The following is a 20,784-nucleotide window of genomic DNA, read 5'->3' as shown; positions in this document are numbered from 1 at the left end:
GAAGCGGTTCGCCGCTTCTTTTCCTTTTTCCCGCTATTTGATGACAGCCCGATTGTTGCGGACTAATAATCAGTGATATGCCCCTTGATTAAAGTTTCACTTTACCGCTGTAAAATTGCATGTTTCGCTTCTTTTAGCTGTGTAAGATGTCTTTGTTCGTGTAAATCCAGAAATTGAACCCATTGATATAAATTCAAATCATTAAAAATAGGATGTTTTAATCCATTTTCAAATAATTCTTTTTCATCTATCACACTATGAAGTGCATGAAATAATTCTTGTCGTGAATGTTCTAGTAATTGAATTCCTTGCAGTTTTTTCATTAATGTTTCTGTTGGTTTCATTTGTTGAGGAGCTTCTCGTTTATGTGTGCGATCAAGCGTAAGTTGGAGGTCTTTAAATGGAGCAAGTTTTCTTTCTTTTTTTTGCAAAGCATATACAAGGGCAGATGTGACAGACTGTTCAACTAAATGCAAATGATGCAAAATTTGAATAATACTCCATTTATCACGGCGTGGCTTTACATTCACCTCCGTATCATTTAACATTTCAATTTCTGATAACAGCGTGCTTCGTGTAGACTGTAATGAGTGGACTAAAGTTTCTAAACTAACATCCATATTAGATTGAAGCATAGTGCTTTCCCCCTTTTTGTTGGTGAAAAGGGGTGCTCCCCATTAGAAACACCCCTAAAATAATTCTGAATTTTCTTTTATTATCTCATCATTTTTCCATTATGTCGATGTTAAACATGTGAAAAAAGTGCATGTTTTTTACAATTTTGTGTCGTCAACAGCACGTAACCACTCTTCAATTTCTGTAATTACACTTTTTACACACCCTTCAGCGAATGGTGATGTTAAATTTGCAACTTCTACTAATTCTAAGAATGATTTACTTCCACCTTGCTGACAAAGATTCACATAATCTTCCCAAGCCTCTTGTCTATTATCTCTTGCACGTTTCCAAAATTGCAGTGCACAAATTTGAGCTAACGTGTAGTCAATATAATAGAACGGTGAGCTATAAATATGGCCTTGACGTTGCCAGAAACCACCACGCTCTAAATAATCATTATCTTCATAATCACGATGTGGTAAATACTTCTTCTCTATGTTACGCCATGCTGACTTACGTTCTGCTGGCGATGCTTCTGGATTTTCATATACATAATGTTGATATTCATCTACAGATACACCGTACGGTAAAAATAGAAGTGCTGAACTTAAGTGTGAGAAGTAATATTTATCCGCATCTTCTTCAAAGAATAACTTCATCCATGGCCATGTAAAGAATTCCATACTCATTGAATGGATTTCACACGCTTCATATGTTGGCCAATTATATTCTGGAATTTCATACTTACGACTTTCATATACTTGGAAAGCATGACCAGCTTCATGTGTTAATACATCAATATCACCAGACGTTCCATTAAAGTTTGAGAAGATGAATGGCGCTTTATAATTCTCGATATATGTACAATATCCACCACCAGCTTTTCCTTTTTTCGCAACTAAATCTAATAAATCATTATCTAGCATGAAATTAAAAAATTCATCTGTTTCAGCTGATAATTCTTTATACATCGTTTTCCCGTGATTAATAATCCAATCGGCATCGCCTTTTGGAGTTGGATTACCTGTAGCAAACTCAAAGTTTTCATCATAATAAGCGAGCTTTTCTACACCAATGCGTGCTTTTTGTCTATTTCTTAACTCTGTTGCAACCGGAACGATATAATCTAATACTTGCTGACGATAGTTCGCTACCATTTCAGCGTTATAATCTGTCCGATACATTCTTGCATATCCTAATTCAACAAAGTTTTTAAAACCAAGTGTTTTTGCGATTTTCGTTCTCACTTTAACAAGCTCATCATAAATACGATCTAACTCTTCCTCATTCTCAGCTAAAAATCCGTAGTATGCTTCACTTGCTGCTTTACGTTCGCTTCTTTCTTTTCCTTGCATAAACGGAATAAGTTGCGATAACGTTCTTTCTTCTCCTGCAAAGTCAATTTTTGCAGATGCTAATAACTGTGTATATTGTGAAGACAATTTATTCTCTAATTGTAAATCTTTCACTACTTCATCTGAATATGTTTTTAAATCACATTCAGCTAGAGCAAATAATTGCTTTCCATAATACGCTTCTAATTCTTCACGGAATGGAGAATTAATTAACGCCTTATAATATTTTGTTCCATAACCTTGCACAACTGGTGAGTATTCATCAAAGAAATCTTGCTCTTCCTTATAAAAAGCATCTGTCGTATCAACAGAATGGCGAATGTAACAAAGGTTCCCCATTGTACCAAAATCATTACGAATTTCATTAATTGAATTAATTACTTGTTGTTGTTCTTCAAGCGTTTTTGCCTTATCGAACTTTTCTAAAGCAACAATAAACTTCTCTTTTAATTCTTCAATATTTGGCCGTTTATATTCATAGTCTTTAAATGACATGAACGAGCCCCCTCTCCATTATATGCATCATTACTATAATTCAATGCTTACTTACAAATCTCCTCTTATTCTTCAGCAAAATGCGGTAGATGATGTCATGAATATATGCACACAAAAAAGCCTTGGATTTCTTTATCCAAAGCTTCTTTGGAACATATCATCATTTTTCATACTTTCCAATTTTTTTTAATAGATCAAGTAATTCATCCTTCTCATCCTTCGTTAACATTTCAAAAGACTGATGTATAACTTGCTCATGACCTGGAAAAATAGAAGCAATAAAGCTCTCTCCAGACTCCGTTAATTGCGCATAAATAACACGCCTATCATTTGGGCATGGAATTCGTTTTACAAGCCCTTTTTTCTCTAGCTTATCTACAACGTATGTAATGCTGCCACTAGCTATTAAAATACGCTCACCGATTTGCTGAAGTGGTTGGCCTCCTTTATGATATAGTAATTCTAATACAGCAAACTCAGTTGGATTTAATCCGTTACTTTGTATGGATTTATTTGTAGTATCCATAACAGAACGATGTACACGGGATAATGCAATAAATACTTTTAAAGATTGAGAAATGTCTTCTCGCTCATTGTTTGATGTCATACCATTTCAACCCTTCACTTAAATTCTCCGCAACAAAAAGAAAAGCAACGTAGCACTTCATTACAACTGCCGAATGAATATTCACTCATCCTTTTTCCTTTCCCTAATGTAATGCAAATGATTCTTGAATAAAAACATGACAATTTTAACATAGTTTATATATAATGATAATAAAAAAAGAAGGAGTACCAAATTTGAAAGTCAAATTACAAAGCATAGTTTTTTACATACTGCTTGTTATATTGCCAACGATAGGGATTGGTGCCACATTTTTTTCGTATCACACTTATCAAATGAAACAGGCAAACAAACTATCTGCTCACACTGTTCTCTTCCTATATAGAGACTATTTAGACCATCACCTTGGTGAAGCTATATCTGCCTTAGAAATGCTCGCAAAAGTCGTAGGGACCGAAACTGGAAACATCAATGGGATTAAACAGATTGTACATGATACGGATGGAAATGATGAACGTTTTTCCGGTCTATATTACGCTACGACAGATGGGATGATTACAATCGCATCCGAAGGCGATTCGCCGCCTATTGACGTTTCTGACCGCCAATACATCCAAGATGCATTGCAATCTAAGAAAACAACTGTATCATCAGTTATTACAGATCGCGTTCTTGGACATCAAGCTATTATGATTGCCTCGCCAATATTTAATAGGCAAAAGGAACTCTCAGGCTTATTATTAGCAAGTCTACGCTTCGACTACATTTCATATTCTTTAAATGCTATTAAACCACAATATCATTTCGAAGTGACTGATAAACATGATGTAGTTTTTCTAACCGATGATAATAACGAAACAAGCGATGGGCATTCTAATATGCTTACTACCCCACTCCAAAGATTAAATTGGAAAGTCTCTGTTTCTCCGTTACCTATTCATCAAAAAACTTTATACCAGTGGGTTTCAATAGAGTGTATAGCTACTTTATTTTTACTGTCTATTTTATTTTTACTTGCTCAATATATGTTATTAAAACGTCAAACAAAACTAGAAAGACAACAAAATGAACTGCAAAAAATTGAATTGGTTGGAACTTTTGCAGCTAGTACAGCCCATGAAATCCGTAACCCTCTCACTGGAATTAAAGGACTCGTTGCTCTGTTAAAAGAAAAATATAAAGATGAACAGGATCAGTTTTATTTTTCAGTGATTGAACAAGAAATAGAACGTATTAATGAAATTGTAAGCGAATTTCTTATTCTTGGAAAGCCAACTGCTATCATTGAACAAACATATGATGTAAGAACGATTCTTAATGAGGTAGCATTAATTATTCAATCCGAGGCGAATTTGCATAATATTATATTCCATTTACATGTGCCAGACCACCCTGTTCATATACGTTGCTCAAAAGACCATATGAAACAAGTGGTTTTAAACATTACAAAAAATGCAATTGAAGCTATGACTTCTGGTGATACATTAACCATTGTAGTAACAAACAATGAAAAACATGCACAATTGCAAATTATTGATACTGGAAAAGGGATTCCAAAACATATTCAAAAACACCTCTTTCATCCGTTCTTTACTAATAAAGATACTGGAACAGGTCTTGGGCTTGTCATATGTAAACGAATTATAGAGATGTACAACGGGCATATATTTATTGATAGTAAAGAAAACAAAGGAACGACAGTTCATATAGAGATTCCATTACACATAGTATAATTATCCTTATCCTAAAAGGGTAATTATACTTATTTCATAAAACCAGCCACAAACATTCTCCAAAAATTGCTCGATTTCCCTTCATACCCAATTTGAAAAATAGGAACCTTTATAATTGAAAACCATTTCGGTGTTTGTTTTTCTTTGTAACGCTGATACTGTACGATAAGCTTGTCCAATTCTTGACTAACTTGAATTGTCTCCATACTATTTAATCCACTTGTTAATCCTAAATGAATCATTTCTTCACGTTTCATATGAATATCATGCGAAAGCTTTTCTAATGTGTACTTCCTTTTTACAGTAAACATCCATATCCCCCTTATTTTTCTTCCATACTCTCAACGTCTCTTCTACTTTAGCCCTTTAAACACTTAATCCTATTTGAATTTGAAGAATCAGAAATTTTAACATTTTCCCCCTGTAATTTACAAATCTTTACCCTCACTTTGAGAATTATTACAAATTATTCTATCTTTGTAAATACATTCGCAATAATAGACATTTTTTTCATCTTCTTTTTTAGCAAATACCAAGTAAACTGCGGATTCCCTATTTTCCATATACTTTTCTTCGACATTTTTTGTTTAATTTATATAAAAACGCAAAACATAATGATGATTGATAAAGTGAAACTTTAATCAGTAGAGGTTTTGTTCATCCCCACTGACTATTAGTCCTCACCAATCGGGCGTTTACGGGCAGTGGATCCCCCACCTAACTTCTTTGCTCCAGCCGAATTTTGAGGTGGGAGTCTTACTGCCCGCAAATAGCGGAATAAAATAGAAAGGAAATATTTATATGCGTAAATATACTATTACATTTCTCGTCTTCACCTTGTTCATACCCTTCTTCCTATTTCCTATTCAAGCAAATGCTCATACGAATAAGGTTGCTATTGTCATCGATGATTTCGGCAATAATATGAAAGGCACAGATAAGATGTTATCACTTCCTATTCCACTCACTGTTGCTGTTATGCCATTTCTTCCTTCTACTAAACAAGATGCAATAGCTGCCCATAAAAAAGGGCATGAAGTTATTATACATATGCCAATGGAACCAATTAGAGGAAAAAAAGAGTGGCTTGGACCAAAAGCGATTACAACAGATTTAAGCGATGAAGAAATAAACAACCGACTCGAACAAGCAATTCAAGAAATACCTCATGCAATAGGTATGAACAATCATATGGGATCAAAAGTAACCGCTGATGAAAGGATTGTACGTCTTATACTTTCTGCCTGTAAAAAACACGGTTTATTTTATTTAGATAGTAAAACAAACCCTAATAGTGTTGTCCCAAAAATCGGGAAAGAATTAGGCGTGCCTATTATTGAAAACCAATTATTTTTTGATGATGTATATACGGTAAGTCACATTTCAAAACAAGCACAATTACTCATAAAAAAAATCCAAGACAAACCCATTATGGTAGCTATCGGACACGTTGGGGCTCCAGGTGAAATTACATCACGTGTTATAGAAACTTCTATTCCTAAAATTCGTGAGCATGCAGACTTTATTTTTTTATCTGATTTAGCATTGTCTCCACCTTCTGTTTCAAAATAAGATTCATTTCTCACACTAAACAAGGTACCTATCTACATGTAGCAGATAGGTACCTTGTTTAACTTAAATATAATCTACATGACTCACCCTAAATCCCTTTTTCTCTATCTTTTCAATTAATTGCTTTAATTTTTTTTCATTTAACTCATCCGATATATTTACGATAACACGGCGAATATATTGATCACCGTTATCAAGCGTAAACAGTCCACCGATATTATATGCTTTTAATAATGTCCCAAGCTCTTTAATTGTTCCCTTACAATCTTGTGTTGCAATTGTTAATATATAACCACCCGTCCGCATACCGAACGAATCCTCAATAACATCAAATACATTAGAGTGTGTTAAAATGCCGACAAATTCATTATACTCATTTAAAACCGCTAAAAACGGGAGACGACGGATAACGTAAAAAGCTCTAAAAAAAGAATCCTTTTCAAAAATAAACGAATTTGGATTTTCCAGTACATCTTCTGTACTTACATCCTCTAATCTGCTATTACACTTCTTTTCTAACAGATCTACTTTATAAATAATCCCCGTGAATTCCTTCTCATTTTCTGCTAATACAGGGATTGCGCGAAATCCCGTTTCATTCATAATTTGTAACGCCTTTTCACCAGAATCATTCGTTTTGCAAAATGTCACCTGCTGTTTTGGCAGAAAATGATATTTAACTCGCAAAATATGTTCCTCCTTACATGTCAACATGTAATCTATATATAATAAGGAGACCTATATTTTATGAGTAAAATTATTTTTAAAACGCTTTCATTTGTTTATGGAATGGTAACCACTGTGAATACATTTTTATATAACAGAGCTCTTTGCCCCTTTTATCATTAAAAGCTTTACGTGATAGTTCATTAAATACTCTATACCTTCCAACCATTTTTTCGCTTCTTCTGGGGTTTTCCCCCACACGATCATTCCGTAATTATGAACAAGTACTACTCCGCCACCTTCAATAAAATTCGGAACATTACTTTCTAATAAATCAGCGAATTTTTTTTCATCTTCTACAATTGGTATTGTCATTTCTGTAATACCTTCTTTTCCAAAAACACGTTCCACACTGCGTTTTTCGAATGTTACTTCTCCTTCTTTCCCATATAGCTCTGACATTAAATGACTATCTACAGTTTGCACTTGTAAAATACATTCTGCACTACTTTTTTTATAAATATCCGCATGCATAAATGACTCTATAGCTGGTTTTTCTTCGTTTTCAAATACTGGCTCACACATGCAATTTACGACAATAAAATCTTCTTCAGAAAATACCCCTTTATCTCTTCCCTCTACATTCACTAAAAATGTTAATGGCTCTTTTGACGTACACATCGATAAACTAATTTTTGTACCATAAAACCAATCGCGAAGTGCCAATTCTGCTTTCACATCTTTTAATTCGTTCCATTTCTTCAGAAAAAATAACATTTCGTCACCCCCGGCGTAATATTAATATAATGTTCAAATCCTTTCTATGTAAAAGGAATGTTTTTTGATTATTCCAAAAATTTAATTGAATTATCACACGAGAATGCCTTTTTGTCAATATGGTTTCAGTACCTATCGGAAAAATAGGCATATCACATCTAAGTACTCCTGTCTATTTCTCACTTGATTTTGTACATATAAAAAATACGTTATTCTTCTTATTAAAGAATAACGTATTTTTCTCATTTATTATTTAGTTATTGCGTTATACAAAAATTGTGCGTATTGTTCACGTGTTACGAAATCATCACCTGAAAAATTCCCTTTGCCGTCACCTTTTGATACTTTATTATCCACTAAAGCTTTCACATATCCTTCCGCCCAATGACCAGATGGTACATCTTTAAAGCTCTCTACACTATTTCCATTTGCCTTTAACTGGAATATCCTTTGTAATACCACTGACATTTCATAACGAGTTAATACTCCATCTGGACGGAACTTATCATTACCGTATCCTGTCATAATTCCAGCTTGTACTACTGCATCAATAGCCTTTTCATACATATTTCCTTTCGTATCTGTAAACATCGTTTTTTGTTCTAAGTCAGTTTCTAATTTCAAATACCTTTGTATTAGAAGTGCTACTTGCCCGCGAGTAATGTTGTCACCAAATCCAAATTGCCCATTTCCATAGCCTATAAATAACTTTTCTTTCGCTAAATAGTTAATTGCTTCTTCTGACCAATGGCCCTTTGGCACATCTTTAAATTCAATTACTTCTTCCGCTACTTTTTCATTTACAACATTTTGAATAACAGACCCTGTGAAGAAGATTCCTGTATCCGCAAATGGATCTTTCACACCAAATTCATATACTTTCTCACCTGGTGTACTCCACTTCACTGCATCGTTACTATACGTACCACCTTCACTCTTCAAACGAATTTTTGTAGAGATTTTACCATCTTTTTCGTATACAGGTACTTTCACTTCTTTATTTACTTCTGTTTCCTCTAAAAATACTTTTTGATTTTGAACATTGATGTAAGCTGTTTTACTTAGCTCTACAACTGGTCGAACATCACGGATTTCATTTGCAACAAAACTTAGAAATACTAACTTTTTCAAATTGCTAACTGGTGTTAAGTCTGAAATGTAATTTGCTTCCAAATCAAGTTTTTGTAAGTTTACTAGACTTGATAATGGAGTAATATCCTTTAACTCATTGTTAGGTAAGTTTAAAACTTTCAACTGTGTCATCTTACTTAGAGGAGTAACATCTTTTATTTCATTTTTCCCAATCCATAACTCTTGTAATTGATTCAATTGATCAATTCCTGATAAATCTTTAACTTTATTACGCGTTAATACTAAATCTTTTAACGGTAACGTATACAGCGGTGTAATATCTTCAATTTGATTTCCTGCTAAAGATAAGTATGTTACATTTTTCAACTTACTTAACGGAGCAACGTTTGAAATTTTATTGTTTGCCACATTCAAGTAATCTAATTGTTCCATTTTCGCTAATGGTGCTACATCCTCAATTTGATTTCCTGCTAAATATAAACTTGTTACATCTTTCATTTCCGTTAGTGGTGCAACGTTCGTAATTTTATTATTACTTAAATCAAGAGATTCTAAATTATCCATCTTAACAAGTGGTGTTACATCTACAATTTCATTAGCGCGTAAAGCCAAATGTTTCAATTGCTTTAAGTTCGTAAAGAACGACGGATCTTTTATCTTCGCATTCGCAACTGTTAAAGATTTTAAATTTGGCATATATTTTAATGCACTATAATCAAGAATCTCATTCGTATTTAAAAACAAATCATTTACTTGTAATAACTCTTCTTTCGTAATTGGTGTATTTAAATCTTTTCTATTAAATACTTTTTTATTAACAAGTTCTCTTAGTTTCTTATCTGTTATCATGTTTTGACTATCAACTGGAGTATCTGTTTCCGTATTGCCTGAATTAGAATCATCATCTGGTTTCCCTGTTTCTTTCTCGCCTAAAGTCGGATCTTTAATTTCAAATTGAACTTGGTATTTATGATTATATCCAATAGCCGGAATAAGTATATGCATTTGCATATTATGCTTCTTCTCAAAATCGCCAACTTCAAATTGAACTACTTTCGTTCCATTTTTCCTCTTATCTTCTGACAAAACTTTCACATCATGAAATACACCTGGTTGGTTTCTATCTTCTATTCTAAGATATTGAAAATAATCACTATCTTGTACCGTTACAGTAACAATTTTTTTCCCGTCTTCAATAGCTACTTTAGGATTTTTTATGTACTGAGAAACCATAGATGGTTCATCTTTTTGATCCTTATATATTTTAATCTCAGTATCATACGTGCGATCACTAGCCGCTGCTACTGACTGGTTTTCTTCAATTTTTAGTGCTGCTAATGCTGGAGTAGAGTATGTAGCAAATGGAATTGCTAATGTTGTTGCTACTACTAGCGCCTTAATATAATTTTTTTTCAAAATAATATCCCCTATCATATATAATTTCTATAATTGATAACACTTATCAATTATATACAAATAAATGATAATGAATATCATTATCGTTGTCAATGAGAATATTACATTAAATTTATATTTTTAAAGGAAAAAAATAAAAAACCCTTTATTCAAAGGGATTTTTTACTTAACGTATGAAGAATTTCACTTTTTTCCTTCTCATTAATAACACCGATCTTCTGCAAAACATTCGCGTACAATACAAGCTTGTTATATACCCGTTCCGACATTCCTGTCCCCTCTTTCCTTCAGCCAACTTTTTTTCTATTGGTAAATTATATGAAGGAAATGAGAAAATGTGTCCACTTTTTTTGCACGAATACAAACCTTTATTACTCATTATTCATGAGCATCTCAAAATTCACGTTAAACATTACTAATAATTAAAGAGAGATGGAATTTCCCACTGATTACTAGCAAACTGTCCATTGAATATTATGCTTTTTAACTTCTTCTTCAAAACTATATGGCATTTTCTTATCACAAATAACATGTTGAATACGAGAAAATCCTGATATTCGGTAGTTCCCTTTTACGCCTATCTTTGTATGATCGCATAAAATATACGTTTTCTCCGATAATTTAATCATCGCTTCTGACAGTTTCGCTTTTTCTAATTCAAAGCTGGAAACCCCAAAGCTAGGTAACAATCCATCAATCGAAACGAATGCTTTATGAAAATGGAATTGATGAATCACTTGCTGCGAAATAGAACCCGACACACGTGAATGTTTTGGAGATACTTTCCCGCCTATAAATAAAACTTCACCGTGAAACATCTTTTTATTAATAGAAGATATTAATTGTGTCGCTACTGGAAAAGAGCTCGTAACAATCGTTAAATTTTTACGATGAACAAGATATGGCACCATTTGAAGTGGTGTACTTCCATCATCAATCGCAATAACATCCCCATCTTCCACAAACGTTGCTGCTTTATACCCAATTCTTTTCTTCTCTTCTATATGCAGCATCTCTCGTTCTAACATCGGTGCCTCTATCCCAGCTCCCGGAAGTTGAACAGCTCCACCATACACTTTCTTCAATTTTTTTTCACGATCTAATTCTTCTAAATACCGACGAATCGTCTCTGTTGATACTGCGAACTCTCTCGCTAATTCTGAAACTTTTACTTTCCCTTTAAACTCTACCTTCTCAAGAATTGTCCTCTTTCTCTCTTCACCTACTACAGACATAGCCTCACCCCATTTATATCTACCTCATAAACTGCCTTACTTATACAAAGTTATAATTTTCTTTGTAAGTAGAAATTTCTTCATGAATATAAATACCACGCTTTTCCAATTCATCAAAAATAATTTGTGGATTTTCAAAAGCTTCTTCAGGAGTAATAACACCGACTTTATTAACTACTCCTTTTGCAATTAACTCTGTAGCAACTCCAAATGGGATACCAACATTTCTTGTATAGGCTCTTAATTTCTCCCAACCTACTACAGAACCGTCAGATAGCGGATGTGTATGGTATAATACATGTCGCTGTTTTTGATTATTTTTCATACCTACTACTTCTACATGAAGTGCATAACCATAAAGCTCTGTTGCTTGCCCTTCTTTCGATTGTAATAGATACTTCGAAATACAATCCATAATACCAATTTCTTTACCGTTTATTTCAATTTGATCATTACGCAATATACCATAATCATATAAAGCACGAACGAGCTGCATATTTTGCTCTGGCCAAGTACCTCTCGTTTCTATCAGCCCAACACCTTTATCCTCCAGTGCCTTCGCTAACGTAATCGTTTCTGAGTGCGGGATGATATACTGCATTGTTTTTCCGTAAGGCGCTGGTAATGCAATTTCTCTCGGGCGCGCAAACGGAGGTACTTGCTTAAATTCACCATCTTCATACACTGTACGCGACGGTAAATGTGGATCATATTCATATGTCGTTGTTTCTGTAATTGATGCAGAAAAAGCAATTGGACGATATGAGCCATGACTTACTCTAACTGACTCTACAGTATCTAGCTGATTTGCTGCATACATAGCCATCATTTGCGTTACACCTGGCGTCATACCAAACCCAGGTAAACATGCTTTTCCGTTTTGAACAAATATAGAATGGGATTTATTTTCTTCACCAAATCCATTCAAGTTCACACCGTGACAGCCGGCATCTGCAATACAGCGAGTAGACAAGCCATTTAACTTTATCGTCGTGCCATCCATTACAATGTCATAGCCCTTCATTTTTGCGACCGTATCCTCATGATTTGTCACATCGACTTTTACAAAATCAACACGAGGATCATTTAACCACTCTACTACTTTTCGGCCTTCCTCTTCATTAAAATCGGCTACCGTAATCGTCTCAAAAGATGAAAATTGAACTAAATCTAAAATTGCTTCACGACAAATTTTACCTGCTCCACCTAAGCAAAATACTTTCACCCTATAACAACCCCTTTAGCAATACTATCAACTAAGCGATTAATATCTTCTTCATGTACATCACCGATATTTCCAATGCGGAACGTATCTACTTTCGAAATTTTACCTGGATAAATAACAAATCCATACTGCTTTAATTCGTTATATAGCTGCTTAAATTCAAATCCTGCTTCTGGATAAATGAAAGATGTAATAATAGGAGATTGATATTTTTCATCTACTAATGACTTAAAGCCTATTTCTTTCATTTTGTTCACTAATAGTTTTTGATTGTTATAATATCGATTGTAACGGGCTCTTACCCCGCCTTCTTCTTCTAATTCAAGCAATGCCTGATAGAAGGCACGTACAATATGGGTTGGTGAGGTAAAGCGCCATTTCCCATTTTGCTCTTCCATCGTTTCCCACTGATCATATAAATCTAATGATAAAGAACGGGCTTGCCCCTTGCATTTCAATAATTCATCACGATTTGCGATGACAAAACCGAATCCGGGAACACCTTGAATACATTTATTCGCACTACTAATTAGAAAGTCAATTTGCAACTCAGCGATATCTATTTCAATACCACCGAAACTACTCATCGCATCAACCAGTGTAACTTTTCCGTATTGTTTTCCTAATTCACATACATCTACAATTGGATTAATAATACCTGTCGTTGTTTCACAATGAACAACTGCTATATGCGTAATCTTTTTATCTTGTTGCAATAACTGTTCTACTTCTGCAATATTAGTAGGCTCCCACTCTTCTGTTTGACTGACCACCACATCTATATGTAACATCTCTGCCATTTGTACAATCCGCTTACCGTACGCACCATTTGTACAAACTAGCAGCTTTCCGTTTCTAGGAATAACAGAACCAATTACTGCTTCAACCGAAAACGTACCGCTTCCCTGCATTAAAACTGTTGTGTACTTTTCTTCTTCCTTTGTCGCTAACGATACAAGCCTATTTCTTACATCTTGCACCATCGTGTTATATTCAACATCCCACGTACACCAATCGTATAACATAACTTCTTTTACAGTTTTTGTTGTCGTTAATGGTCCTGGCGTTAATAATAAATAGTGATTTTCATTCATGACCCTATGCCTCCTTTATAAAATAATAAGTTCTTGTTTCTCGATATGTTCAATTACGTTTTCGAGCTCCTGCATCGTTTCAATTGTAAAATGAGCCCCATTTTCAACGAAACGATTACGAACTACTTCTATTTTTTCACGAAGCTCTAACGGATCCATATTCTCAACTTCCTCTTCCGTTAAACCGAGCTCACTACTACCGAGGATTACACCAACTGTCCACATTCCAGCATTTCTGCCCTCTTTCATATCTGATACGGTGTCTCCAACTTTTATCATATGATTCATTGGGTATACACCTAATTCCATCGCATTTTTATAGCACATCCACGGATACGGACGGCCTGCTGGAACATCATTTGGTGTCACAAGAAAATCAGGTTTATACCCTTGTATCTCTGCTTCTTTTGCAACAATGTCCATCATTTCTCTCGTATAGCCAGTTGTTGAGCCAACTTTAATGCCTCTTTTACGTAATGAAGTAATTACTTCTCTTATCCCATCAATTGGCGTGGCATAGTTTGGCAAAATAGCAAAGAGAATTTCTTCAAATTCTTTATACATCTCATGAATGTCTGCTTCTGTTGGTAATTGTCCGAAAACACGCTTCCACTCATTCGCAATACGAGGCATTTCTGTTAGTTCCCTTACATGATCTATTTTTAATAATCCCATTGGCTTACGTGCTTCTTCTGCTGTAATTTCAACACCACGTTTATGAAAAATTTTCATGAATACTTCCAGTGGTGCAAAACATCCGTAATCAACTGTTGTACCTGCCCAATCAAAAATAACTGCTTCAATTTTCATTCTATCCATCACCCTTCTTACTTATCTTTTTTGCCATTGTGAAGTTCGGTTACGAAGTGCTTTCGTTCCCCATTCATATACAACTCTCACTACAATATTTGTAACAACAATAAGTACACTCATTGCAGCTGCTGGTGCTACATTTCCTGCATCATCCATATTTACAATTGATACAGCAGCTAGTTTAAAATCAGCCGCGTATAAGAACACTACTGCCGATACAGTTACCATTGAATTTACGAAATAGTACATAACCATTTCTAAAATAGCTGGTAAACACATCGGTACTGTTACTCGAAAGAAAGTTTTATAGAATGGTACACTCATCGACTGTGAAACAAGTTCAAACTCTCGGTCCAGTTTCTTTAAAGCAGTCGTTGCGGTAACAAACGTTACAGAGTAAAAATGAATGATATTTACTAATACTAAAACAGCAATTGTGCCATATAAGGAATGAAACGGATTTGTTACTGAAAGTCCTAGAATTTGAATTGTTGGTTGACTGAAGAAAAAGACATATCCTAATCCAAGTACTAATCCAGGAATCGCTAACGGTACAATAGAAAAAAAGTAACCTACTTTTCTGAAAAAATGTAGCTGTTCTATTTTTTCAATCGCATAAGCGAACACAAATGTTAAAATCGCCCCGATAACTGCCGTAACGGCTGAGACAATTACACTATTTTTAAATGCTTCAAGTCCGTCTCCTGTCAAACTTGAAAAATTAAAATGCTCAAGTGTAAAACTCATATTATATGGCCATACTTTCACACTTGCAGCAATACCAACTGCCACAAATAAAAGAATGATCATAAACGTAACTACGCTACAATATACGAATGAAATAACATCTCTTTTTTTATTATTTATTATTCTGTATGGTACTGCTTTTGAAGATAAGAGATTCGCCTGTTTTCTTTGCGTAATACGATCAACTACAAATGCGAAAATAGCTGGGATTAATAAAATCATTCCGACAGTTGCGCCCATGGACATATTTTGCTGTCCAATTACTTGCTTATATACGTCAGTAGCAAGTACGTTATATTGTCCTCCAACAATTTTCGGTGCCCCAAAATCAGTAAAGCTAAGTGTAAATACAACGAACATCGCACTAATTAATCCGTATTTCACACTAGGTAAAGTAACCGTAAGAAACTGTTTCGCTTTACTTGCACCTAACATATTAGAAGCTTCATATAAACGATAATCAGAACCTTGGAAAGCAATTAATAAAATAAGGAATGCTTGCGGAAATGTATACATAACTTCAGCCATTACAATTCCTACTGGTCCATATAACGGTATTTGTATTCCTTCAAATAAACCAAACATCCCTTTCGTTATTAACCCTTGATTACCAAATAAATATGTAAGCGCAATACCATGCATCATCGTCGGTGCAAATAATGGCAATAATGCTATGTATTGAAATACGCGCTTTCCAAAAACATTCGTACGAGCGATTGCATATGCATAAGCGAAAGCGAGTGTAACTGAAATAATTGTTGTAGCGCCCGAAATCCATACCGTATTTTGTAATGATTGAACTAGCGTTGGTGTTGTGAAATATTTACTGAAATTCGCAACACCAACGAAAGCTCCATCTTTATCATAAAAGGCTTGTGTAAACAGTTGTAATAAAGGCAATACAAGCATGATAAAAAATGAAAGAAGCATACCAATAATTAATAGTCTTTGTATCCACTCTTCTTTACCGATACGTCTCTTAATCTTTTTTTTCGTACTTTCCACCTTAAAGTTTTCTAACATCTCCATCTATACAATGACCTTCTTTCCATATGACAACATATGATTTTCTGAGAAAGAGATTTGAATTGGCTTTCCTTTTCTAATAGCAGTTTCCTCTACTTCTGATGCCAATATATCCACTACAATTTTCTCGTTATAAAGGTGTGTTTTCTCTTCTATGACCCGCACTTCCGTCCGGTATACAGACCCGCGAAATTCCATGCTTTCTACAACTGTTTTAATACCATTATTTTGTACAATAGTTACATGTTCAGGACGAATTGCATGTTCTTCGTTATTTTTCGAAAAGAAATTAATAGAACCAATAAAATCTGCCACAAACGGATTGGCTGGTCTTTGATAAATCTCCTCTGGTGTTCCAATCTGCATAATTTCCGCATGATTCATTACAACAATTTTATCAGCCATCGTTAATGCCTCTTCTTGATCATGCGTTACCATAATAGTTGTTACTCCCACTTTTTCTTGCAAATCACGCATTTCTCTACGCAACTTTTCACGCACTTTTGCATCTAAAGCAGATAACGGCTCATCAAGTAACAAAATATCGGGAGACAGAGCGAGCGCACGTGCAAGTGCTACTCGCTGCTGTTGTCCACCGGACATTTGAGCAGGATATTTATCTTTTACATTCATCAAATCAACAAGTTCTAACGCCGATAGCGCTTTCTCTTTTACTTCTGCTTTTCCATATTTTTTTGTCTTTAAGCCGTATTCAATATTTTCAAGTGCAGTTAAATTCGGAAATAATGCATACGATTGAAAAACCATTCCGAAGTTCCTCTTTCCAGGTGGTAATGCTGTAATATCATTTCCATTCACAGCAATACTACCTGTTGTTGCCTCTTCTAGTCCTGCTAAAATTCTGAGCAACGTCGTTTTCCCACAACCACTTGGGCCTAATAAACAAACAAACTCATTTTTTTTCACAGTAAAAGAAATATCTTTTAACGCTGTAAATGCATCAAACTGTTTTTGAATGTGTTGAATTGATAAATATTCGCTCATTTTTCTCTCTCCCACTCACTTACTTTTTCGGTTCTGCTTTTTGGCCAAACTCTTTTTCCCATTTTTCTAAAATTTTGTCACGATTTTCTGCTGCCCATTTAAAGTCATTCTTTTTATATAACTTTTCTGTCACATCTTTAGGGAATCCATCTGGAAGTTTATAATCATTTTTAATTGTCGCAAATCCATTTTTCTCGAAGTATAACTTCATTACATCATCTGTAATTGCCCAATCTAAAAATGCTTGTGCTAATTTATCATTTTTTGCATTATCTTTTTTAATAAGTGCGTTCGCTTCTACTTCCCAACCTAATCCTTCTTTCGGCAGTACAACTTCAACTGGTGCACCTTTTTGTTTCTCTTTCAAAGCACTATAAACCATTGATACACCAACTGGATATTCACCTGCCCCTGCTAATTTCGCTGGTTTTGAACCTGAATGCGTATAAGTTGCCATATTATCATGAAGTTTCTTCATGTAATCCCAGCCCTTATCTTCTCCCATAATTTGTAGCCATGCAGAAACTGTTAAAAATCCTGTTCCAGAAGAAGCTGGATGCGGCATAACTAGCGTTCCTTTATATTCTGGTTTCGTTAAATCTTCATATGATTCTGGCATCGGTAAATTTTTCTTCTTTAATTCTTCTTTATTTACAGCAATCCCCGTCATAAATGCCGTATTACCTACCCATTTTTCTGGTTGCTTATCATCTTTAAATTGCGGAAGAACACGATCTGCTCCTTTTGGAGAGTATCCTTTTAACATATCTTTTTTATCTAAAGCTAATAGACTAGACGCTGCAGTTCCCCATACAACATCTGCTTGTGTATTTTTTCCTTCAGCTAGCAATTTCGCTGTAATAACTCCAGTTGAATCACGAACAATGTTCAACTTCACGTCTGGGTACTTCTGTTTAAAAGAATCAAGATAAATCGGTACAAGCTCTTCTTCAATCGCTGTGTAAATAGTTAATGATCCAGATAATTTATCATCTTTCACTTTTGCTCCAACACTTTCTTCTTTCTTTGCACCACACCCCATTAATAACGAAAATACCATTCCAGTTGCTACAGCTTTAAAGATTGTTTTTTTCACTGTCTCTCTCTCCTTTTACAAATCTTATGTACAACTCAAATATAAACAACTAGTGTAAAAGCAGTATTAAACCAACATTAATCTTTTGTTTGTTGTTTGTTTTTGTGTAATACGTTGCTACTTCTATGTTTTTTCGCATTTTTCTGCTAATATCTAACGTGAAATTTACAAATAATTAAAAAAACCTTTATAATCCCACAAAAAAATGAGGCGTTTGTAAAAAACGCCTCATTTTTGTTTACCTTTTTTTGAATTACGATTTGCGTACTTCGCACTATTTTCTCCTTCGTACTCTAATGCAAATTCTGCATCTGGTAAGCTTTCTTTCGGAGTTTTATTATTATTAATTGCTGCATTTTGTTTTACTTTTCTTTTTACCACCATACTCACCTGCTCTCACTAAATAACTTTCTATTCTAGTTTGAAACAACTTACAGTAATTATTACTGGGAAGTGTTAACAAGTACATAAGAGCTTATATATGGAAATACTACATACGAACAAGCCATTATAAAAAGGAGCGATGACTTTGAAGGAGAAAGAAACGATCCAATCACCAATTTTAGACGAGACGCTCCCTCATCAAATGAACTTTCCCTCTTTTAAAGGAACAGGAAAACCAATGCAACAACCTTTTATTAATCAATACGATGTTGTAATTGGAGACAGTAAATACAATTCCACTAACAGTCCTCTTAATAACTGGAGTGATGAGGTAGACCCTGCCATTATGGCTGGAGAAGAATGGATCCATCCTACAAATGATATTGGGTGGATTTCAGAAGAAAATCAAGAACTACTAAAAAACGAAGTTGACAACAAAAATGATGCTTTTATGCACCCTCAATTTGGAATTAACGATTAAAAAAACCATTCTACCTAACGTAGGTAGAATGGTTTCATACTATCCAATAATAATTCTCTCTTTCGGATATTTATAGCGAGGTGGTTGTTCTCTTCCACCACTAGCTAATATAAATGTTAAAATACCGACGCGTCCGATAAACATAAGTACAATGAGTACAAGTTTACCAACAGTTGTTAGCTCTGGAGTAATACCTGTTGATAGTCCAGTCGTCCCGAAAGCAGAACAAACTTCAACTATTAAACTCATAAGTGGTACATTTTCCGTAATGGATAAAATAAATAGCGCCGAGGCACATAATAAAATCCCCATTGTCATAACGACAGATGCTTTCAACACATCCTCTTCATGTAGCTGACGTTTGAAAACTCGGACTGTTCTCCCACCCCTTGCAAATGTATATAGCGATAATATACTAACAGCAAATGTTGTTGTACGTATCCCGCCCCCAACTGAACTTGGAGATGCTCCAATGAACATTAATATACTCATAAATAACAGTGTTGGTTGTGATAATTCACGTATGTCCATTGTAGCGAGTCCACCACTTCGCGTCGTCACAGATTGGAATAATGTATAAAATACAGTTTCATGCCATGACTTTCCTACTAAAAAATGATTTCGTTCTAATAGAAAAATCATAATTGTTCCGACAATAACGAGTGCAAAAAATGTCGTTGTCGTCAATTTTGTAAATAATGAAAAGCGAAATAGTTGCTGTCGCCTTTTACTAAGGAATTGCTTTACTTCCATTAACACTGGGAAACCGATAGCTCCTAAAATAATAAGCAACATATGAATCATTTGAACAATATAATCTTTTTTGTACGGAATAAGTGATTGTCCTGTTAAATCAAATCCTCCGTTCGTTGTTGCACTCACAGCGGCAAAGAAACCGTGAAAATAAGCTTCTTGCCAAGTCGGGAAATATAGTAAAAATCTTGTACCTAACAGTATTGCTCCAATGAGTTCTATCGAAATAATTACAATTAAAATAGAACGCATCAATTCTACAAGGCCCGATAAATTTCCTTGGTTATGGTCTGCCATAATTAACCTTCTTCGCTGCAAACCAATCTTTTTACCCGTTATAATCCAAACGAATGTACCAAGTGCCATAATTCCTAATCCGCCTAATTGTAAAATCAGGGCTAAAACAATAATTCCTGCTGTTGTAAACGTATCTGAAATAGTCACAACAGACAGTCCTGTAACGCTTACAGCACTAACAGATGTAAACAGCGCATCTATAAATGTCCATTTCACGCCAGGCTTCGTAACAAATGGTAAACTAAGTAAAATTACCGATACAACTACCGCTAGTAAATAAAATACAACGATAAGTTGCACGGGACGTAACTTTTGTAAAAACTTTTTTATATCTCTCAT

The 20,784-nt window shown here is 34.6% G+C and carries 19 protein-coding genes; 3 read left to right on the top strand and 16 right to left on the bottom strand.

Annotation, left to right across the window (positions count from 1 at the left end):
* Positions 1–101 precede the first annotated feature (101 nt).
* The 3 genes from EXW56_RS06725 to EXW56_RS06715 form a co-directional block, all read right to left on the bottom strand.
* A complete protein-coding gene (locus tag EXW56_RS06725) occupies positions 102–635 on the bottom strand; it encodes a DinB family protein (protein ID WP_002149622.1) in 534 nt (177 codons plus the stop codon).
* 138 nt (positions 636–773) lie between these two features.
* The gene (locus EXW56_RS06720; protein WP_002201243.1) at positions 774–2,468 is read right to left on the bottom strand and encodes a M3 family oligoendopeptidase; all 1,695 of its coding nucleotides are present in this window, start codon (positions 2,466–2,468) and stop codon (positions 774–776) included.
* Between the two features lie 160 nt (positions 2,469–2,628).
* A complete protein-coding gene (locus tag EXW56_RS06715; protein ID WP_000203343.1) occupies positions 2,629–3,075 on the bottom strand; it encodes a MarR family winged helix-turn-helix transcriptional regulator in 447 nt (148 codons plus the stop codon).
* Between the two features lie 194 nt (positions 3,076–3,269).
* Here EXW56_RS06715 and EXW56_RS06710 point away from each other — a divergent pair, with 194 nt between their 5' ends.
* Complete coding sequence (locus tag EXW56_RS06710) at positions 3,270–4,766, top strand: DUF3149 domain-containing protein (protein ID WP_002201244.1); 1,497 nt, start codon at positions 3,270–3,272, stop codon at positions 4,764–4,766.
* Between the two features lie 29 nt (positions 4,767–4,795).
* On the opposite strand, the gene EXW56_RS06705 is transcribed toward EXW56_RS06710, so the two are convergent.
* The gene (locus EXW56_RS06705; RefSeq protein ID WP_002149628.1) at positions 4,796–5,077 is read right to left on the bottom strand and encodes an aspartyl-phosphate phosphatase Spo0E family protein; all 282 of its coding nucleotides are present in this window, start codon (positions 5,075–5,077) and stop codon (positions 4,796–4,798) included.
* Between the two features lie 490 nt (positions 5,078–5,567).
* Here EXW56_RS06705 and EXW56_RS06700 point away from each other — a divergent pair, with 490 nt between their 5' ends.
* Positions 5,568–6,338 (top strand): divergent polysaccharide deacetylase family protein, encoded by a 771-nt coding sequence (locus EXW56_RS06700; protein WP_002158732.1) that lies wholly within the window; start codon positions 5,568–5,570, stop codon positions 6,336–6,338.
* A gap of 63 nt (positions 6,339–6,401) precedes the next feature.
* On the opposite strand, the gene cbpA is transcribed toward EXW56_RS06700, so the two are convergent.
* From cbpA to EXW56_RS06645, 11 genes are all read right to left on the bottom strand, one after another.
* Positions 6,402–7,025: a cyclic di-AMP binding protein CbpA gene (cbpA, locus tag EXW56_RS06695; protein ID WP_002140932.1), complete on the bottom strand. Its 624-nt coding sequence runs from the start codon at positions 7,023–7,025 to the stop codon at positions 6,402–6,404.
* Between the two features lie 126 nt (positions 7,026–7,151).
* A complete protein-coding gene (locus tag EXW56_RS06690) occupies positions 7,152–7,781 on the bottom strand; it encodes a class II aldolase/adducin family protein (protein WP_002158733.1) in 630 nt (209 codons plus the stop codon).
* A 249-nt stretch (positions 7,782–8,030) separates the two neighbouring features.
* Complete coding sequence (locus tag EXW56_RS06685) at positions 8,031–10,307, bottom strand: NEAT domain-containing leucine-rich repeat protein (protein WP_215597323.1); 2,277 nt, start codon at positions 10,305–10,307, stop codon at positions 8,031–8,033.
* A 434-nt stretch (positions 10,308–10,741) separates the two neighbouring features.
* Positions 10,742–11,524: a DeoR/GlpR family DNA-binding transcription regulator gene (locus EXW56_RS06680; protein ID WP_002201247.1), complete on the bottom strand. Its 783-nt coding sequence runs from the start codon at positions 11,522–11,524 to the stop codon at positions 10,742–10,744.
* Positions 11,525–11,564: 40 nt separating this feature from the next.
* Positions 11,565–12,749, bottom strand: a complete 1,185-nt coding sequence (locus EXW56_RS06675) for a saccharopine dehydrogenase family protein (RefSeq protein ID WP_002201248.1) — start codon at positions 12,747–12,749, stop codon at positions 11,565–11,567.
* Positions 12,746–13,843, bottom strand: coding sequence for a 2-aminoethylphosphonate--pyruvate transaminase (gene phnW / locus EXW56_RS06670; RefSeq protein WP_002201249.1), 1,098 nt, complete (start codon positions 13,841–13,843; stop codon positions 12,746–12,748). Before phnW ends, EXW56_RS06675 begins: the two co-directional genes overlap by 4 nt.
* Before the next feature lie 15 nt (positions 13,844–13,858).
* Positions 13,859–14,653, bottom strand: coding sequence for a phosphonoacetaldehyde hydrolase (phnX, locus tag EXW56_RS06665; protein WP_002201250.1), 795 nt, complete (start codon positions 14,651–14,653; stop codon positions 13,859–13,861).
* Positions 14,654–14,674: 21 nt separating this feature from the next.
* Positions 14,675–16,432: a putative 2-aminoethylphosphonate ABC transporter permease subunit gene (locus EXW56_RS06660; RefSeq protein WP_002201251.1), complete on the bottom strand. Its 1,758-nt coding sequence runs from the start codon at positions 16,430–16,432 to the stop codon at positions 14,675–14,677.
* The gene (locus EXW56_RS06655; RefSeq protein WP_215558193.1) at positions 16,433–17,434 is read right to left on the bottom strand and encodes a putative 2-aminoethylphosphonate ABC transporter ATP-binding protein; all 1,002 of its coding nucleotides are present in this window, start codon (positions 17,432–17,434) and stop codon (positions 16,433–16,435) included. It lies immediately after the preceding gene.
* A 19-nt stretch (positions 17,435–17,453) separates the two neighbouring features.
* Positions 17,454–18,530: a putative 2-aminoethylphosphonate ABC transporter substrate-binding protein gene (locus EXW56_RS06650; RefSeq protein ID WP_215558192.1), complete on the bottom strand. Its 1,077-nt coding sequence runs from the start codon at positions 18,528–18,530 to the stop codon at positions 17,454–17,456.
* A 228-nt stretch (positions 18,531–18,758) separates the two neighbouring features.
* A complete protein-coding gene (locus EXW56_RS06645) occupies positions 18,759–18,911 on the bottom strand; it encodes a hypothetical protein (protein ID WP_000240799.1) in 153 nt (50 codons plus the stop codon).
* 148 nt (positions 18,912–19,059) lie between these two features.
* Here EXW56_RS06645 and EXW56_RS06640 point away from each other — a divergent pair, with 148 nt between their 5' ends.
* Positions 19,060–19,395 carry a DUF3905 domain-containing protein gene (locus EXW56_RS06640; protein WP_002201254.1) on the top strand — a complete coding sequence of 112 codons (336 nt, stop codon included), beginning with the start codon at positions 19,060–19,062 and terminating at the stop codon, positions 19,393–19,395.
* Between the two features lie 39 nt (positions 19,396–19,434).
* Here EXW56_RS06640 and EXW56_RS06635 read toward each other — a convergent pair whose 3' ends face one another.
* On the bottom strand, positions 19,435–20,784 hold the full coding sequence (locus EXW56_RS06635) for a TrkH family potassium uptake protein (RefSeq protein ID WP_002201255.1): 1,350 nt from the start codon (positions 20,782–20,784) through the stop codon (positions 19,435–19,437).

This window comes from Bacillus mycoides, from assembly GCF_018742245.1.
GTDB classification, from domain to species: Bacteria; Bacillota; Bacilli; order Bacillales; family Bacillaceae_G; genus Bacillus_A; species Bacillus_A cereus_U.
Note: the sequence above shows the minus strand (reverse complement) of the source record. Positions and strands in the feature narration are given on the sequence as shown.

Excerpts from the sequence above, each read along its gene's own strand:
- EXW56_RS06725 (WP_002149622.1), bottom strand. The coding sequence starts at position 635 with ATGCTTCAATCTAATATGGATGTTAGTTTAGAAACTTTAGTCCACTCA.
- EXW56_RS06720 (WP_002201243.1), bottom strand. The coding sequence starts at position 2,468 with ATGTCATTTAAAGACTATGAATATAAACGGCCAAATATTGAAGAATTA.
- EXW56_RS06715 (WP_000203343.1), bottom strand. The coding sequence starts at position 3,075 with ATGACATCAAACAATGAGCGAGAAGACATTTCTCAATCTTTAAAAGTA.
- EXW56_RS06705 (WP_002149628.1), bottom strand. The coding sequence starts at position 5,077 with ATGTTTACTGTAAAAAGGAAGTACACATTAGAAAAGCTTTCGCATGAT.
- EXW56_RS06700 (WP_002158732.1), top strand. The coding sequence starts at position 5,568 with ATGCGTAAATATACTATTACATTTCTCGTCTTCACCTTGTTCATACCC.
- EXW56_RS06690 (WP_002158733.1), bottom strand. The coding sequence starts at position 7,781 with ATGTTATTTTTTCTGAAGAAATGGAACGAATTAAAAGATGTGAAAGCA.
- EXW56_RS06685 (WP_215597323.1), bottom strand. The coding sequence starts at position 10,307 with ATGATAGGGGATATTATTTTGAAAAAAAATTATATTAAGGCGCTAGTA.
- EXW56_RS06680 (WP_002201247.1), bottom strand. The coding sequence starts at position 11,524 with ATGTCTGTAGTAGGTGAAGAGAGAAAGAGGACAATTCTTGAGAAGGTA.
- phnW (WP_002201249.1), bottom strand. The coding sequence starts at position 13,843 with ATGAATGAAAATCACTATTTATTATTAACGCCAGGACCATTAACGACA.
- phnX (WP_002201250.1), bottom strand. The coding sequence starts at position 14,653 with ATGAAAATTGAAGCAGTTATTTTTGATTGGGCAGGTACAACAGTTGAT.
- EXW56_RS06660 (WP_002201251.1), bottom strand. The coding sequence starts at position 16,432 with ATGGAGATGTTAGAAAACTTTAAGGTGGAAAGTACGAAAAAAAAGATT.
- EXW56_RS06655 (WP_215558193.1), bottom strand. The coding sequence starts at position 17,434 with ATGAGCGAATATTTATCAATTCAACACATTCAAAAACAGTTTGATGCA.
- EXW56_RS06635 (WP_002201255.1), bottom strand. The coding sequence starts at position 20,784 with ATGAGAGATATAAAAAAGTTTTTACAAAAGTTACGTCCCGTGCAACTT.